The 17,497-nt window shown below is 64.8% G+C and carries 14 protein-coding genes; 3 read left to right on the top strand and 11 right to left on the bottom strand.

Features of this window, described 5'->3' with window-relative positions; genetic code table 11:
• Positions 1-3 precede the first annotated feature (3 nt).
• From A7V84_RS00815 to rpsB, 10 genes are all read right to left on the bottom strand, one after another.
• Positions 4-552 carry an OmpH/Skp family outer membrane protein gene (locus tag A7V84_RS00815; RefSeq protein WP_025515963.1) on the bottom strand — a complete coding sequence of 183 codons (549 nt, stop codon included), beginning with the start codon at positions 550-552 and terminating at the stop codon, positions 4-6.
• 181 nt (positions 553-733) lie between these two features.
• Positions 734-3,103, bottom strand: coding sequence for an outer membrane protein assembly factor BamA (bamA, locus tag A7V84_RS00810; protein WP_025515962.1), 2,370 nt, complete (start codon positions 3,101-3,103; stop codon positions 734-736).
• Positions 3,104-3,155: 52 nt separating this feature from the next.
• Positions 3,156-4,490 (bottom strand): RIP metalloprotease RseP, encoded by a 1,335-nt coding sequence (gene rseP / locus A7V84_RS00805; protein WP_025515960.1) that lies wholly within the window; start codon positions 4,488-4,490, stop codon positions 3,156-3,158.
• A 136-nt stretch (positions 4,491-4,626) separates the two neighbouring features.
• Positions 4,627-5,826, bottom strand: coding sequence for a 1-deoxy-D-xylulose-5-phosphate reductoisomerase (locus A7V84_RS00800; RefSeq protein ID WP_025515958.1), 1,200 nt, complete (start codon positions 5,824-5,826; stop codon positions 4,627-4,629).
• The gene (locus tag A7V84_RS00795; RefSeq protein ID WP_025515957.1) at positions 5,823-6,674 is read right to left on the bottom strand and encodes a phosphatidate cytidylyltransferase; all 852 of its coding nucleotides are present in this window, start codon (positions 6,672-6,674) and stop codon (positions 5,823-5,825) included. The genes A7V84_RS00800 and A7V84_RS00795 overlap by 4 nt, the downstream gene beginning before the upstream one ends.
• A 32-nt stretch (positions 6,675-6,706) precedes the next feature.
• The gene (gene uppS, locus A7V84_RS00790) at positions 6,707-7,465 is read right to left on the bottom strand and encodes a polyprenyl diphosphate synthase (RefSeq protein WP_025515955.1); all 759 of its coding nucleotides are present in this window, start codon (positions 7,463-7,465) and stop codon (positions 6,707-6,709) included.
• A gap of 292 nt (positions 7,466-7,757) precedes the next feature.
• Positions 7,758-8,318, bottom strand: a complete 561-nt coding sequence (frr, locus tag A7V84_RS00785) for a ribosome recycling factor (RefSeq protein WP_025515953.1) — start codon at positions 8,316-8,318, stop codon at positions 7,758-7,760.
• A gap of 14 nt (positions 8,319-8,332) precedes the next feature.
• Complete coding sequence (gene pyrH, locus A7V84_RS00780) at positions 8,333-9,049, bottom strand: UMP kinase (protein ID WP_025515951.1); 717 nt, start codon at positions 9,047-9,049, stop codon at positions 8,333-8,335.
• Between the two features lie 104 nt (positions 9,050-9,153).
• A complete protein-coding gene (gene tsf / locus A7V84_RS00775) occupies positions 9,154-10,029 on the bottom strand; it encodes a translation elongation factor Ts (RefSeq protein WP_025515949.1) in 876 nt (291 codons plus the stop codon).
• 159 nt (positions 10,030-10,188) lie between these two features.
• Positions 10,189-10,935 carry a 30S ribosomal protein S2 gene (rpsB, locus tag A7V84_RS00770; RefSeq protein ID WP_033534757.1) on the bottom strand — a complete coding sequence of 249 codons (747 nt, stop codon included), beginning with the start codon at positions 10,933-10,935 and terminating at the stop codon, positions 10,189-10,191.
• 937 nt (positions 10,936-11,872) lie between these two features.
• Here rpsB and map point away from each other — a divergent pair.
• From map to A7V84_RS00755, 3 genes are read left to right on the top strand one after another with little or no spacing between them, the layout of a single operon-like run.
• Positions 11,873-12,694, top strand: coding sequence for a type I methionyl aminopeptidase (gene map / locus A7V84_RS00765; protein WP_025515945.1), 822 nt, complete (start codon positions 11,873-11,875; stop codon positions 12,692-12,694).
• Between the two features lie 28 nt (positions 12,695-12,722).
• Entirely contained in the window at positions 12,723-15,332 is a 2,610-nt protein-coding gene (locus tag A7V84_RS00760) for a [protein-PII] uridylyltransferase (RefSeq protein WP_063939964.1), read from the top strand.
• 36 nt (positions 15,333-15,368) lie between these two features.
• On the top strand, positions 15,369-15,845 hold the full coding sequence (locus A7V84_RS00755) for a disulfide bond formation protein B (RefSeq protein ID WP_025515941.1): 477 nt from the start codon (positions 15,369-15,371) through the stop codon (positions 15,843-15,845).
• 83 nt (positions 15,846-15,928) lie between these two features.
• Here the strand turns inward: A7V84_RS00755 and purF are convergent, their stop codons facing one another.
• Positions 15,929-17,452 (bottom strand): amidophosphoribosyltransferase, encoded by a 1,524-nt coding sequence (purF, locus tag A7V84_RS00750; protein WP_025515940.1) that lies wholly within the window; start codon positions 17,450-17,452, stop codon positions 15,929-15,931.
• Between the last annotated feature and the right edge of the window lie 45 nt (positions 17,453-17,497).

Raw genomic sequence — 17,497 nt, 5'->3', positions numbered from 1 at the left:
GGATCAGCGACCCAGTGCCTGGATCACTTTGTCGGTGATGTCGACACGCGGATTCACGGTCACGGCGTCCTGGATGATCAGGTCGTAGTTTTCCTGCTCGGCGATGCGCTTGATGGCGTCGTCGGCCTTGGTCACGATGCCGGAGAACTCTTCGTTGCGGCGACGGTTGAAGTCTTCCTGGAATTCACGGCGCTTGCGCTGCAGGTCCATGTCGAGGTTGGACAGCTCGCGCTGACGCTTGACGCGATCGGACTCCGACAGCACCGGAGCGTCCTTGTCGAACTTCTCGGCCTGCGTGCGCAGCGTGGTGCTCAGGCGCTGCAGTTCGTCGTCGCGACGCTTGAATTCGCTTTCGATCTTGCTTTGGGCGGCCTTGGCCGGACCCGACTCACGCAGGATCCGCTCCGTGTTCACGAAGCCGATCTTCGTGCCTTGGGCCTGCACCGTCGTCACCGCGGCGGAGCCGAACAACAGCGCGCCCGCCAGCGCAAGCGACATGCTCAGTTTGCCGGCGCGGCGGCCCGAGGTGTTGAGTGCGAAATCAGACATCATGAAAATCTCACCTTTGAAAGGTAAAGGGCAAAGACAATATTGTGCCACTAATTCGAATAGGCGCGAGCGCCGGCCTATGACCCCATGTTTCAAGCGTTACCGGCAAGGGCAGGCTCAAGGGGCATATTCGCCGGCGATCGTGCAGTTAATCACGCAAAGTCTTCAAGCCGTTTGATCCGCATCAGAATCCGGTGCCGATCTGGAACTGGAAGCTCTGCGTATCGTCGCCCGACTTGGAGTTGAGCGGACGAGCATAGGACAGCTGCAGCGGACCCAGCGGCGACTGCCACGACAGGCCGATACCGGCCGAATAACGCCAGCCGCAAGGATCTTCCACGGGGCTGCTGGACTTGCCTGCCGTGCAGCTCATGCCGCTGCCTGCCGACACCTGACCCGCATCGGCGAACACGAACCAGCGCAGCGTGCGGTCCTTGTTGGCGCCCGGGAACGGCAGGTAGAGCTGGGCATTGGCAACGATGCGGCGCGAGCCACCGAGGTAGTCGCCCGTGAGCGGGTCGCGCGGACCCAGCGAGGCGCCATCGTAGCCACGCACCGTGCCGATGCCGCCACCGTAGACGTTCTTGATGACCGGATAGTCCTTGCCGCCATACGAATGGCCGTAATCGACCAGGCCGTTGAGCGCAAAGGTGTAGTCGCGACCCAGCGGGATGTAGTACTGCTGCTGAGCGCTCAGCAGGTAGTACTTCAGATCCATGGTGGAGAAGTCGCCCTTCAGGCGGGTGTATCCGCCCTTGGTCGGCGCCAGCGCGCTGTCACGCGTGTCCTTGGACCAGCCCACGTTGAAGATCATCGCGTTGGTCGTATCGCTGTACTGATTGACGAAGTCGCGATACGCCTGCGGCGAGTTGTTGTACAGATCGATCTGGTTGCGTTCGTAGTTGGCGCCCAGGAAGATGCGGTCGTACTCGGAGATCGGCACGCCGAAGTTCATGCCCAGACCCATGGACTTCACGCGGTAGTCACCGTCGTTGTTGTTCCAGGGCTCGGTGACGCGGTAGTACAGCGACGTCGTGCGGCTGATGCCTTCCTTGGTGAAGTACGGGTCGGTATGCGAGAGCACCGCGGCGCGGTTGCTCTTGCTGGTGTTTACCTGCAAGGACAGGTTGGTGCCGCTGCCGAAGACGTTGTCCTCGCTGATCCCGGCCGACAGAATGGCCTTTTCGGACGAGCCATAGCCGACCCCGAGGTTGATCATGCCGGTGGGCTTCTCCTTCACGTCGACGTTGATGTCGACCTGGTCGGGCGAGCCCGGCACCGGGTCCGTCTTGACGTTGACGTCGTTGAAGTAGCCCAGACGGTCGACCCGGTCGCGCGACACCTTGATGTCGGAGGCGTCGTACCAGGCGGCCTCTTGCTGGCGCATCTCGCGGCGCACGACTTCATCACGGGTACGTGTGTTGCCGCCGATCTGGATGCGGCGCACGTACACGCGGCGGCTCGGGTCGATGTAGAACGTCACATCGGCTTCGTGCTTTTCGCGGTCCAGCTGCGGGTTCGGGTTCACGTTGGCGAACGCATAGCCCAGATCACCCAGGTAATCGGTGATGGCCTTGGCCGAGTTGTTGGCCTTGGCCGCCGAGAACAGTTCATCGGGCTTGATCTCGATGAGCTGCTCGATTTCTTTGTTCAGCCCCAGCAGGTTGCCCGCCAGCTTGACGCTGCGCACCTTGTAGGGCTCGCCTTCGTGCAGAGTGACGGTGATGTAGATGTCCTTGCGGTCCGGCGAAATGGTCACCTGCGGCGGCTCGACCGAAAACTCCAGGTAGCCGCGATCGAGGTAGAAGGAGCGCAGGCGCTCGATATCGCCTTCGAGCTTTTCGCGCGAATACTTGTCGGTATTGGTGTACCAGGTCAGCCAGCCCGGGGTGCTCAGGTCGAACTGATCGAGCAGTTCGCTTTCCGAGAAGGCCTTGTTGCCGACCACGCGGATTTCGCGGATCTTGGCGACGTCGCCCTCGAACACGTCAAAGCTGACGCCGACGCGATTGCGCGGCAACGGCGTGACGGTCGCCGTGACCTCGACGCCGTACTTGCCCTTGCTGAGGTACTGCTCCTTGAGCTCGTACTCGGCGCGCTCGAGCATGGACTGGTCGAAAATGCGGCCTTCGCCGAAACCGACCTGCGCCAGCGACTGGATGATGTTCTTGGAATCGAACTCACGCATGCCGTTGAAGCTGATCGAGGCGATGGTCGGGCGCTCCTGCACCGCCACCACCACCACATGGTTCTCGGTGCGGATCTGCACGTCGCTGAAGAAGCCCGTGGCGTACAGCCGGCGGATGGCCTCGGTGGCATCGGCCTCGCTGAAGGTCTCGCCTACCTTGACGGGCAGGTATCCGAAAACCGTGCCGGCATCGGTCCGCTGAATGCCTTCGACGCGGATATCGCGCACCACGAAGGGATCGAAAGCGTGGGCCAAGGCCGGCAACAGCAGCGCCGCAACCAGGCTGGGCAGACGGGCGGCTTTGAACGCGCGCCCTTGCGTGTGCCTTGCGCCCCGTTGGGGATCAAACATCCGGCGTAAAGACATCCTTTGCTATCCTTGGTCGTGCAAATGGCGGGGGATTTTATTCGATTCGCGCCTACGTGAACAGGCGCGTCAAATCATTGAACAAGGCCAGCCCCATAAGGCAGGCCAGCAAACCGATACCGGCCCGCTGCCCGATATCGACCCAGCGATCGGACAGGGGTCGGCCTCTTACGATTTCGACGAGATAGTACAGCAGATGCCCGCCATCCAGCATAGGAATCGGCAGGAGGTTGAGCACGCCGAGACTGATGCTGATCAAGGCCAGGTAGGCAATATAGGCCTCCAGCCCGATGCGGGCCGTCTGCCCGGCATAGTCGGCGATGGTCACCGGGCCGCTGATATTGCGCAGCGACACTTCACCCATGACCATGCGCCCCATCATGCGCAGCGACAGCCATGCAGTATCCCAAGTGCGCTCGACACCACGCCAGAGGCTGTCCACGGGCCCGAAACGCTCGACCACCATGGGCACCTGCCCGCCGATCTCCACGCCGACGCGACCGATGCGCCGGCCGTCAACCGTTTCGGCCCGCGGCGTCAGCGTAAGGTTGATCGGCGTGCCGTCGCGGCTGAGCACCAGAGCCAGAGGCTCGCCGGCATGCTGCTGGATTGCCTGCACCAGGGCGTCCGCGTTGGGCACCTCGCGCCCTGCGGCGCTGAGGATCAGGTCGCCGGGCTGCAGGCCGGCCGCCTCGCCCACGCCGCCCTCGATGACCTTGCGCACCACGGGCCGGGCCTGCTGCAGGCGCAGCCCGATGACCTGCACCGGATCCGCCTGGGAAGGGTCTAGCCGCAGCCCGGCCGGCAGCGCCAGCGTCAGGTCGCGTCGCGCACCGTCGGCGTCCTTGAGCGTCAGACTGACCGGCTGGTCGGAGGACAGGCGCTCGAACAAGCGCCAGCGCGCCTCGGTCCAGGACAACACCGGCCGACCGTCGATGTCTTCGATGATGTCCCCGGCGCGCACCCCCGCCTGCTGGGCCGGCGTGCCGGCGGCCGGCTGACCCAGCACGGGCGCCGGCACTTCGGTGCCTGCCATGCCCAGCCCGGCATACAGCACAACCGCCAGGATCAGATTGAAGACCGGCCCGGCCGCCACGATGGCAAAACGTTGCCATACCGATTTGGCGTTGAACGACTCAGCCACCTGCGCCGGCGTCGCACCGGCAGGCGGTTCGTCCTGCATCTTGACGTAGCCACCCAGGGGAATGGCCGAGACGGCCCACTCGGTGCCGTGTCGGTCGCGACGACGCAGCAGCACGCGGCCGAAGCCGACCGAGAAACGCAAAACGCGTACGCCACACAGGCGCGCAACCCAGTAGTGCCCCAGCTCGTGAAAGGTGATGAGCGTGCCCAGCGCAATGACAAAAGCCAGCAGGGTAAAAATCATGTTTCAGGCAGCCCCGGACAGTAGCGGCTCCTGCCGGACAGCAGGAAGGAAAAGCGTGGCAGGCCGTGCGCCGGGAATGTGGCACGGCAACCAGGCCCGGCGCCGCGGGCCTGGATGAGAGGCCTGGCCCGGGATATCAGGCAAGGCCGAGATTGCCGGCAAAAACACGCACCTGACCATCCAGCGACAGCACGTCGCCAAGGCTGTCAAGCGTAACAGAAGGCCGTCCGGCCTGCCACTCAAGCGCCGCCTCGATCACCCGCGCAATCCAGGTGTAAGGCAGACGCCCCTCAAGAAAGGCGGCCACCGCGACCTCGTTGGCGGCGTTGAGCGTGATGCATGCGGCCTGCCCTGCGCGCAAGGCCGCATAGCTCAGCGCCAGACACGGAAAGCGCTTGAGATCCGGCGCTTCGAAATCGAGCCGTCCCAGGCGGGCGAAGTCCAGCGGGCTGACGCCGGAGCGCAGCCGCTGCGGGAAACCCAGCCCGTAGGCAATGGGAGTACGCATGTCGGGCTGGCCCAGTTGCGCCAGCACCGAGCCGTCTTCGTACTCGACCATGGAGTGCACCACGCTCTGCGGGTGGATCACCACCTCGATGCGGTCGGCCGGCATGGCGAACAGCCAGTGCGCCTCGATGACCTCCAGGCCCTTGTTGACCATGGTGGCCGAATCGACGGAAATCTTGCGCCCCATGCTCCAGTTGGGATGCGCGCAGGCCTGCGCAGGCGTCACCTGGTGCAGGTCTTCCAGGTCCATGCGGCGAAACGGCCCGCCCGAGGCGGTCAGGATGAGTTTGCGCACCCCCTCGGCCGGACGCTGCGGAGCCCCGGCGTGCCCGCCTTGCGGCAGGCATTGGAAAATGGCGTTGTGTTCGCTGTCGATGGGCAGCAGTTCGGCGCCCGACTGGCGCACCGCTGCCATGAAGAGCGAGCCGGCAGCCACCAGCGCCTCTTTGTTGGCCAGCAGCACGCGCTTGCCGGCTTGCGCGGCAGCCAGCGCGGCAGGCAGGCCGGCGGCGCCGACGATGGCGGCCATGACGGTGGTGCAGCCGGGATCGGCGGCCGTGTCGGCCAGCGCCTGCGCACCGACCCGCAGCTGCGGCATCGGCCCTGTGCCCGCCCAGGCGCGGCGAAAGCGCTGCGCGGCGGCGGCATCGGGCACCACCACGACCTCGGCCCCGGTCGCCGCCGCCTGCAGCGCGAGCTTATCCATGCGGCTATAGGCCGACAGCGCATATACCCGCAGCTGCTCCGGGTAGCGCGCAATGACATCCAGGGTGCTTTCGCCGACCGACCCGGTCGAGCCCAGCACCGCGATGCGTTGAAAACCGGTCAAAACAGGACTCCAGACATAAGCAAGGCCACAGGCGCGACCGGCAGAACGGCGTCCAGACGATCATAGACACCGCCATGCCCCGGCAAGAGATTGCTCGAATCCTTGCGGCCGGCGCGGCGCTTGAGCAGCGACTCGAACAGGTCGCCGACGATGGACAATACACCCAGCAAGGCCGAGGCGATGATGGCTGCCGCCCAGCCGGCCTGCAGCAGGTCATGCCCGAAGGTGCCTTCGTACTGGCCGCTGGCCAGCGTCCAGACCACGGCGCCCAGCACGCCGGCGACCGCACCGGCCTGCGTCTTGCCCGGGCTGACCTTGGGGGCCAGCTTGCGTTTGCCGAAGGCCCGGCCGGCGAAGTAGGCGGCCACGTCGGCCACCCACACCAGCGCCAGCAGCGACACCACGTAGAGCGCGCCATGCCGGATGAAAAAGAGCGCCAGCGCCGACCAGGCGGCCAGCGCGGCAAAAACGGCGAACACCGACCAGCCCAGGCTGGCCGGCTCGGCATCCGAGCGGCCACGGAACACGGCCACCCAGGCGAAGACAATCCAGACGACGGAGACCACCGGCGCCAGGCCCTGCCGGACCCAATCCTGCGTCAGGGCGGCGGCGCCCTCCCCTGTGAGCCACAGGTCGGCCAGCCACAGCATGCCGAGAAACAGCAGCGCCGACACGCCGACGGCCACCACGCCGCTGCCGCGAGGCAGCGTCAGACGCAGCCACTCCCAGGCCGCGCACGCAGCGCCCAGCGCCAGCAGCGCGACGAACCACCAGGGGTTGGCACTGGCCAGCGTGGCGGCCAGTACGGCCAGAAGCACGATGGCGGTAACGATACGCTGACCCAGCATGAACCTGTCTCCTTGTCGGTATCGCCAGCCGATCAGCGCGCGGCGCGCAGCTGCTCGCTGGTTCGGCCGAAACGGCGTTCGCGACCCTGGTACCAGGCGATGGCCTCATCCAGTTGCGCGGCGCCGAAATCCGGCCAGAAAGCATCGGTGAAAAACAGCTCGGTATAGGCGAGCTGCCAGATCAGAAAATTCGAGATGCGCTGCTCGCCGCCGGTACGGATGAACAGATCCGGCTCGGGCGCCCAGGCCATGGACAGGTGACGCGCCAGCCGGGCCTCGTCGAGGTCCTGGGGCCGCGCCGCCAGTTCCGGCTCGGCCGTCAGCAGGGCGCGCGTGGCCTGAAGGATGTCCCAGCGCCCGCCATAGTTGGCAGCCACGCTCAGGTGCAGGCGGTCGTTGTGGCGCGTACGCTCCTGGGCCTCGTGAATCAGGGTCTGCAGGCGCGGCTCGAAGGCGCTCAGGTCGCCGATGACGTGCAGGCGCACGCCCTGCTCCTGCAGCTTGTCCACTTCGCGCTCGAGCGCCTGCATGAACAGCCGCATCAGCAGCGACACTTCTTCGGCCGGCCGGCGCCAGTTCTCGGAGCTGAAGGCGAACAGGGTCAGATAGCGAACCCCGCGTCGCCCGCAGGCCTCGACCACCCGACGCACCGCCTGGACTCCCTTGGCATGGCCCGCGGTACGCGGCAGATGGCGTCGCGTGGCCCAACGGCCATTGCCATCCATGATGATGGCCACATGCTGCGGAATCGCGGCTGCCTCGGGAATCGCCTGAGTGGAACTGGTTGCCATGTGAAATGTTTCACGCCCCGTCTTTTCCACGGAGGCGTGCAAGAGGGCCGCAAATGCTGGCCTGCGGCAAGGCCGGCCTCGGCCGTAAAACCAAACGCCGCCGCAAATTCTGCCGCCCGCTCAAACGGACAGCGGCGCGGCGGCGCCAAGAATCTGCGCCTGACCCGGCTTGCGGCGGGTTTTGCGTTTAAAAGCAAAGCCCTGGCTGCAAAGCAGGCCGGACGCCTGAAAAACCCATCGTCCATGAAAATCCGCTGCGGCGCAAATTTTTTTGCACCGCAGCGGGATTTTCTCAGACAGTCATGATTTCCGCTTCTTTCTGCGCCACCATCTTGTCAATATCGGTAACAGCGCGGTCGGTCAGCTTCTGGACTTCATCCTGGGCGCGACGCTCGTCGTCCTCGGAGATGGTCTTGTCCTTGACCAGCTTCTTCAGGCCTTCGTTGGCTTCGCGGCGCAGGTTGCGCACCGCCACCTTGGCGTCCTCGCCTTCGCTCTTGACCACTTTGGTCAGGTCGCGGCGGCGCTCTTCGGTGAGGGCCGGCATCGGCACACGCAGGGTGTCGCCCATCGAGATGGGGTTCAGGCCCAGATCCGACTCACGGATGGCCTTCTCGATCGGGCCGGCCATCTGTTTTTCGTAGGGCTGCACGCTGATGGTGCGGGCATCGACCAGGTTGAGGTTGGCAACCTGGCTGACCGGCACCGGCGAACCGTAATAGTCCACCAGCACATGATCCAGGATACCGGCGTGGGCACGACCGGTGCGGATCTTGGACAGGTTGGTCTTGAGCGTTTCCAGGGACTTGCTCATCCTGGTCTCGGCCGAATTACGAATGTCTGCGACGCTCATGGATTTTCCTCTTCTTAAACGTGCACCAAGGTGCCTTCGTCCTCGCCCGAAAGCACTCGCTTGAGCGCGCCGGACTTATTGATCGAAAACACTTTGATGGGCAATTTCTGGTCGCGGCACAGCGCAAAGGCGGTGGCGTCCATGACTTCGAGGCGGCGCACGATGGCCTCGTCAAAACTGATGCGCGAATAACGCGTCGCCGTCGGGTCCTTGTTGGGATCCGCGCTGTAGATGCCGTCGACCTTGGTGGCCTTGAGCACGATCTCGGCGCCGATTTCGGCGCCACGCAGGGCGGCTGCCGTATCCGTCGTGAAGAACGGATTGCCGGTGCCCGCGGCGAAAATGACCACTTTGCCCTCTTCGAGGTAGCGCAGGGTCTTGGGACGAATATAGGGTTCGACAACTTGATCGATGTTCAACGCCGACTGCACCCGCGTGTCCACCCCTTTGTGCTTGAGGGCGTCCTGCAGGGCCAGCGCGTTCATGATCGTGGCCAGCATTCCCATGTAGTCCGCCGTCGCGCGGTCCATGCCCTGCGCGCCCGGGGCCACGCCACGGAAAATATTGCCACCACCGATGACGATAGCCAGCTCGACGCCCATGGCGGCGACTTCGGCGATCTCATCGGTCATGCGGACGATGGTGGAGCGATTGATGCCAAAGGCATCGTCGCCCATCAGCGCCTCGCCGGAAAGTTTGAGAAGAACCCGTTTATACGATCTGCTGCTCATAGGTGATATCCCGAGAAACGATCCGACGAAAGTGTAAGACAAGAAACGGGCCGGTCACAGGGGATTTTGCCCCACTGCACCGGCCCACAGGCTCGATTGACGCGTCAGGCCTGGCCAACGGCGGCGGCGACTTCAGCGGCGAAATCGGTGGTCTTCTTCTCGATGCCTTCACCAACGACGTACAGAGCGAACTGCGAAATCGAAGCGCCCTTTTCCTTGAGCATCTGCTCAACCGTTTGCTTGTCGTTCTTGACGAAGGGCTGCGACAGCAGCGTGACTTCCTTCAGGAACTTCTGCACCGAACCGTCAACCATCTTGGCGACGATTTCGGCCGGCTTGCCCGATTCGGCGGCCTTCTGGGCGGCGACCGAACGCTCGGCTTCGATGTCGGCGGCAGGCACGCCGTCGGCATTCAGGGCCTTGGGCTTGGTGGCGGCGATGTGCATCGCCAGGTCCTTGCCCACTTCTTCGGCGCCGGCGTATTCGACCAGCACGCCGATACGACCGCCGTGCAGGTAGCTGGCCAGCGAGTTCGGGGTTTCGATGCGCTGGAAACGACGGATCGAGATGTTCTCGCCGATCTTGCCGACCAGAGCGGTACGGGTCGTGTCGACGGTGCCTTCGCCGAAGGCCAGTTCGGACAGGGCAGCCACGTCGGCCGGGTTCTTGGCGGCAACCAGTTCGGCCAGCTTGCTGACGAACTCGATGAAGTCCGGGTTCTTGGCAACGAAGTCGGTTTCGCAGTTGACTTCGATGACGGCGCCTTGCTTGCCGTCGGCGGCGATGAACAGGCCGACCAGACCTTCGGCGGTCACACGCGTGGCGGCCTTGCTGGCCTTGTTGCCCAGCTTGACGCGCAGGATTTCTTCGGCACGGGCCAGATCGCCGTCAGCTTCGGTCAGCGCTTTCTTGCACTCCATCATGGGTGCGTCGGTCTTCTCGCGCAGTTCCTTGACCAGGGCAGCGGTAATTTCAGCCATGTTTGCTCCAATTCGCTAAGACATGCCCCGGACAGCACCGGGACATCGGTTTGATTCTTTGAGACACCCTGCAGGCAGCGTTAGCCGCCCGCAGGGTCAGAGGCGGGAGCCCGCCTCGGCGTGGGCGCCGCCGGATGACCGGCGGGCCGGACCGGCCTATCAGGCCTGGTCTTCCTGCACTTCGACGAACTCTTCGGCTTCGGTGATTTCTTCCACCAGGCCGTTCAGGCTCTGCTCGCGGCCTTCCAGCACGGCGTCGGCGATGCCCTTGGCATACAGGGCGATGGCGCGGGCCGAGTCGTCGTTGCCGGGGATGACGTAGTCAACGCCGTCGGGCGAGTGGTTGGTATCGACCACGGCCACGACCGGGATGCCCAGCGTGCGGGCTTCGGCCACGGCAATCTTGTGGTAGCCGACGTCGATCACGAACAGGGCGTCGGGCAGGCCGGGCATGTCCTTGATGCCGCCGATGGACTTGTTCAGCTTGTCCAGCTCGCGCTGGAACAACAGGCCTTCCTTCTTGGTCAGGCGCTCGACGCTGCCGTCGGCAACCATGGCTTCCATGTCCTTCAGGCGCTTGATCGAGCTCTTGACCGTCTTGAAGTTGGTCAGCATGCCGCCGAGCCAGCGGGCGTCGACGTAGGGCATGCCGCAGCGTTCGGCTTCGGCAGCGACCAGCTCACGGGCGGCGCGCTTGGTGCCGACGAACAGGATGTTGCCACCGCGGGCAGCGATCTGCTTGGCGAACTTGGCGGCTTCCTGGAACTTGGCGACCGTCTGTTCCAGGTTGATGATGTGGATCTTGTTGCGGTGACCGAAGATGTAGGGAGCCATCTTCGGGTTCCAGTAACGGGTCTGGTGACCGAAGTGGACACCGGCTTCGAGCATTTCACGCATAAGGGACATAACTATCTCCGAGGGTTGGGTCTTGCATCAAGCCTGCACCGTCATTGCGGCACCCTGGGTGGCTTGACACGCGATTACCTGCCGGCAACCCGGCAGGGGTAGAAACAGAAACGGGCCGGCCGATCGCAACACGCCGATATTGCGCTCGCGACAAACCCAGACGACCGTCGTGGTGCTAGACCACGGCGAATCTCGGCCGTTTTGTTGGCGACGGAATCCGGCTGCCCGCATCAGGGCCCGGGGCATTTCTCCAGCGAAACCCGGAGGATCCGCGAGAACTTAAGCCGGGCGCCCACACCGCGCCTGCACCGCCGCTCTAAAACGTGATCGAGATTGCTTGTGGACGTGCCTGGACAGCCTACCGGCCATACCTTCGCGCCGCATCCACCGCGCCCGATTTCTGCTTTACTGCTTTCTTGCCTGAAACATCATCCTTGCAGCCCGGTTGATCGAGCCAGCCCGTCACATCGTGAGCAATCGGCGGAAAGCGGCGATGCCCGGCCCTGTCCGTGCCCTGATGCCTGGCCGCGCAAGCCGCCCGGACCTCGATTGCAACCCCCGCCGTTCCTTCGCAACGACGGCGCCCGCGCCTGAGCACCCGGCCTTCCCGCATGGGCAGACCCAAAACAAAAACCACCTTGGCAAACGCAAGGAAACCACACGCCCGGGACATGCCTTCGCCACATCCACGGTACGATGCCGGCACGCCAGCGCCTTGCGAAGCGCCCGCGCGAAACATCTGCGCCGATCTCTTTCGTTACACTATCCTGCTGACCACGCCCGACACTCCGGACAGGCTTAGCGGAGCACCCCGAAAAAAGCCTTTACAAGGGGATCCGCAATGCCGCTGAACTGTCAAAACCAAAACTAAAAGGGCAAGGTTTTTTGGCAAGCCTATAATTGTACTATTTTTCAAAGCCGATACTCAAGCTGATACATGGGCATAGTTACCGACCCCGCCGACCTGGACAAGATGCGCGCCGCCTGCCGGGATGCGGCCAAGATTCTCGATTTCATCACGCCGCACGTAAAGCCCGGCGTGACCACGGGCGAACTCGACAAGCTCGCCCTCGATTTCCTCACCAATGAACTGAAGGTCAAATCGGCCACCGTCGGCTACGCTCCTCCGGGCTACCCGCCCTTCCCTGGCGCGCTGTGCACCTCCGTGAACCATCAGGTCTGCCACGGGGTGCCGGGCGACAAGGTGCTGAAGAACGGGGATGTGCTCAATATCGACGTCACCATCATCAAGGATGGCTGGTTCGGCGACACCAGCCGCATGTACTACGTCGGCGAACCCAGCATCCTGGCACGCCGCCTGACCGACGTCACCTTCGAATGCATGTGGAAGGGCATTTCCGCCGTGCGCAATGGCGCCACGCTGGGCGATGTCGGCCACGCCATCCAGAAGTACGCCGAGGCGCAGGGCTTTTCCGTGGTGCGCGAGTTCTGCGGCCACGGCATCGGCCAGCGCTTTCACGAAGATCCGCAGGTGCTGCACTACGGCAAACCCGGCAGCGGCGTGAAACTCAAGACCGGCATGCTGTTCACCATCGAGCCGATGATCAACGCCGGCCGGCGCGAAATCCGCCAGCTTTCGGACGGCTGGACCGTGGTCACGCGCGATCACAGCCTGTCGGCCCAGTGGGAGCACGCCATCTGCGTGACGGACACCGGCTGCGAGGTGCTGACGGTGTCCTCCGGCATGCCGCGCCCGCCGGCCTTCGTGCCCGAGACGGTCATCGTTCCGACCCTCTGAACCCGCCCGACCCGCGCCGCCGTTCCGCATGAGCCCGCTTGATCTCACCCCCATCAAGACGCGCATGCAGACGGCGCGCACCAACGCGCTGATGGCGTTCCGCGCGCACCCACGGCCGGACACCCTGCTGTCCGAGTTGCGCCGCATCGTCGATCAGGCGCTGCGCGAGCTGATCAAGCTGCGCCCCCTGCCGGTCGGCGCCACCCTGGCTGCCGTGGGCGGCTATGGGCGCGGCGAACTTTACCCCGGGTCCGACGTGGACCTGCTGATCCTGCTGCCCGCGCCCCCCGCCGCAGCCGACGCCGCCTCCGTCGAGGCCCTGGTGGCCGCGCTCTGGGACCTGGGGCTGGAGCCCGGGCACAGCGTGCGCACCATCGCCGAGTGCGAAACCGAAGCCAACGCCGATATCACAGTCGAGACTGCGCTGCTCGAGTCGCGCTGGCTGGCCGGCAGCCGCAGCCTCATGAAGCAGTTCGAGGCGGCCATGGCGGCCCGGCTGGATGCGCGCGCCTTCTTTCAGGCCAAGCGGGTCGAGATGCAGCAGCGCCACGTGCGCTACCAGGACACCCCCTACGCGCTGGAGCCCAACGCCAAGGAGTCGCCGGGCGGCCTGCGCGACCTGCAGGTGATCCTGTGGATGGCACGCGCGGCCGGCTTCGGCCAGAATTGGCGCGCCGTCGCGCGCGCCGGGCTGCTGACGTCCTCCGAGGCGCGCGACCTGCGCCGCGCCGAACAGGCCTTCAAGCGCCTGCGCATCGAACTGCACCTGCTGACCGAGCGACGCGAAGATCGCCTGCTGTTTGACCTGCAACCGGCGCTGGCCGAGGTCTATGGGATCAAATCCACCGCCACGCGGCGCGCCAGCGAGCTGTTGATGCAGCGCTATTACTGGGCCGCGCGGCTGGTCACCCAGCTCAATGTGATCCTGGTGCAGAACATAGAGGAAAGACTCTTCCCGCGTCCGGACAGCGATGCCCGCGCCATCGACGAGGATTTCCGCAGCCTGCACGAGCGCCTGGACATCATCCGGGAGGATTGTTTCGAGCGCAAACCGCAGCTGCTGCTGCGCGCCTTCCTGGTGATGCAGCAGCACCCGGAGCTCAGCGGCATGTCGGCGCGCACGCTGCGCGCCATCTGGCACTCGCGCCACCGCATCGACGCCCAGTTCCGACGCAATCCGGTGAACCGCAAGCTGTTCCTGCAGATTCTGCAGCAGCCGCGCGGCATCGTGCATGAGCTGCGGCGCATGACCATGCTGAACATCCTGCCGCGCTACCTGCCGGTGTTCCGCCGCATCGTCGGCCAGATGCAGCATGACCTGTTCCACGTCTACACGGTGGACCAGCACATCCTCACGGTGATTCGCAATCTGCGCCGCTTCACCATGCCCGAGCATGCCTCCGAGTATCCGCTGGCCAGCCAGCTGATGGCCGGACTGGAGCGGCACTGGTTGCTGTATGTGGCTGCGCTGTTTCACGATATCGCCAAGGGACGCGGCGGCGACCACTCCGAACTGGGCGCGCGCGACGTGCGGCGTTTCGCCCACGAGCACGGGCTGGCCCCCGAAGACGCCGAACTGGCCGAGTTCCTGGTGCGCGAACACCTCGCCATGTCCAATGTGGCGCAGAAACGCGACCTCTCCGACCCGGAGGTCATCAACGCCTTCGCGCTGAAGGTTGGCAGCCAGCGTCGGCTGAGCGCCCTCTACCTGCTGACGGTGGCCGATATCCGCGGCACCAGCCCCAAGGTCTGGAACGCCTGGAAAGGCAAACTGCTGGAAGACCTTTACCGCCTGACCCTGAACGCCCTGGGCGGCCCGCAGGACGCCAACACGGTGCTGGCCGAGCGCAAGGAAGAAGCCGCCCGCCTGACGCGCCTGGCCGGGCTGCGCGATGACGCCCGCGATGCCTTCTGGGCGCAACTGGACGTGGCCTATTTCCTGCGCCATGACGCCTCTGAGATCGCCTGGCACACCCGCCACCTGTACTACCAGGTGCAGCCCGAGAATCCGGTGGTGCGGGTGCGCCTGACCGAACAGGGTGGTGGGTTGCAGATCATGGTCTATACCCGCGACATGCCGGACCTGTTCGTCAACATCTGCGGCTACTTCGACGGCAAGGCGCTCAATATCCAGGATGCCCGCATCCACACCACGCGCCATGGCTGGGCGCTGGACAGCTTCATCGTGCTGCCCACCAGCCCCGACACGGATCTGCGCGCCCAGGCCACGCTGGTCGAACATGAGCTGGGCGAGCGGCTGCTGCAGATCAGCAGCAACCCGCGCGCCGCGCCGTCACGCACGCTGATGCGCAGCCGCCCTTCGCGGCTGTCGCGCGTCTTTCCGGTGCGCCCCCAGGCTGAACTGCAACCCGACGAACGCAGCCGTTCCTGGCGGCTGTCGGTCACCGCGACCGACCGTCCCGGCCTGCTGTATGCCCTGGCCAGGGTCATGGCCGACCACGACGTGGACCTGGTCACCGCCAAGATCATGACGCTGGGCGATCGGGTGGAAGACGTTTTCATCATTTCCGGCGCCGCGCTGGAACGCCCGCGCAGCCAGATGCAGTTCGAATATGCGGTGCTCGATGCGCTGGCAGGCGAAGATTCGCGCCACGTCGCCCCCCAGAAGCCGGCCTGAGGCATACAATCGGCCTTTTCCCGGCCGGTATCGCCCATGACCTTCACCCGACAACGCCTACTGCTGCTGATCGCCCTGTTCTGCTTTGCGGCAGTCGGTCTGGCCCTGCTGTCCCAGCATGTCTTCGACATGCCCCCCTGCGCCTGGTGCGTGCTGCAACGACTGGTGTTCGTGGTCATTGGCGTGGTGAGCCTGATCGGGGCGCTGGCGCCGGCGCTGGCGCGTCTGGGCGCCGCCCTGGCCAGCCTGCTGGCGCTTTGCGGCATGGCCGCAGCCCTGTACCAGTACACCGTCGCGGCCAATATGCTGTCCTGCGACCAGACCTTCGCCGACCGCTTCATGACCGGCACGGGCCTGGAATCCGCCCTGCCCTGGGTTTTCGGCATCTACGCCACCTGCATGGATGCCGTGGTGAGCGTGCTGGGCATCGAATACGCCCTCTGGAGCCTGGCCTTGTTCGTGATCCTGTTCCTGATGGCGCTGCCGGTGGCCCTGGGGCGGGTCGCGCGCTGAGTCCGCTCTCGGCACAAAACAGGGGCGCCACGAGGCGCCCCTGTTTTTCTTTCAGCGGCATCAAGCCGCTTTTCGAGTGACGCTCAACCGCGGTTGGCGGCGTAACCCATGTTCGACTGCAGACCGCTGGCCACCAGCTCGGGATCGACCTCGCTGCGGGCCTGCTCGCCCAGGCGCGCCAGATACTCCGGCGTGATGTCGCCGGTGACATATTGCCCGTCGAAGCAGGACGCCTCAAAACGCTTGAGGGTCGGATTGAAATCCCGCACCGCCTGCTGCATGTCCGCCAGATCCTGATAGACCAGACCGTCAGCACCAATGGCGCGAGCGATTTCCTGGTCGTCGCGGCCGGTGGCGATCAGTTCGGCCTGGGTCGGCATGTCGATGCCGTAGACATTGGGGTAGCGCACCGGAGGCGCCGCCGAGGCGAAATACACCTTGTTGGCCCCCGCGGCCAGGGCCATGTCTACGATTTCACGGCTGGTGGTGCCACGGACGATGGAGTCATCGACCAGCAGCACGTTCTTGCCCTTGAACTCCATGCCGATGGCATTGAGTTTTTGGCGCACCGACTTACGGCGCACCGCCTGACCGGGCATGATGAACGTGCGGCCCACGTACCGGTTCTTGATCAGGCCCTCGCGGTAATCGAGATTCAGGCGCGCGGCCAGCTGCATGGCGGCCGGGCGCGAGGAGTCGGGAATGGGCATCACCACATCGATATCGCCCAGCCGCATATTGCGCGCCACCTTGTCGGCCAGATACTCGCCCATGCGCAGACGCGCGGCATAGACCGAGACGCCATCGATCAGGGAGTCCGGACGGGCGAAATAAACGTACTCGAATATGCAGGGAACCAGCTCGGCGTTGTCGGCGCACTGACGGCTGACCAGACGCCCGTCGAGGTCGATGAAGACCGCCTCGCCCGGCTGGACGTCGCGCACAAAGGTAAAGCCATTGCCGTCGAGGGCAACAGACTCCGAGGCCACCATCCACTCGACGCCCTCGTCGGTGTCCTGACGCCCGATGCACAGCGGCCGGATGCCATGCGGGTCACGAAAGGCCAGCATGCCGTAGCCGGAAATCTGCGCCACCACGGCATAGGCGCCCCGCACGCGGTTGTGCAAGGCCGAGACGGCGCGGAAGATGGCGTCCTCGTCGAGCGACACGCCATTGGCGGCCGACTGCAGCTCGTGCGCGAGCACGTTGAGCAGCACTTCGGAGTCGGAATTGGTGTTGATGTGCCGGCGATCGACGCGATAGAGCGATTCGCGCAGCTCGCGCCAGTTGGTCAGGTTGCCGTTGTGGGCGAACATGATGCCGAACGGAGCATTGACGTAGAACGGCTGGGCTTCCTCTTCGCTGGCGCTGGAGCCGGCGGTGGGGTAACGCACCTGCCCCAGGCCGCTGGAACCCGGCAGGGCGCGCATATTGCGCGTGCGGAACACGTCGCGTACCAGGCCGTGCGCCTTGTACATGTTGAAGTGATTGCCATGCACCGTTGCGATGCCCGCAGCGTCCTGGCCACGATGCTGCAAAAGGAGCAGGCTGTCATAGAGCAGCTGGTTGACCGGCCCGCGCCCAATGACCCCGACGATTCCACACATGGTGAGTTCCTAGATATATAGAGGTGAAACGTAAAACAAACCGCA

The organism is Bordetella trematum, assembly GCF_900078335.1.
Classification (GTDB): Bacteria; Pseudomonadota; Gammaproteobacteria; order Burkholderiales; family Burkholderiaceae_B; genus Bordetella; species Bordetella trematum.
The sequence above is the reverse complement of the archived record's forward strand: the minus strand, read 5'-3'. Positions and strand labels throughout refer to the sequence as shown.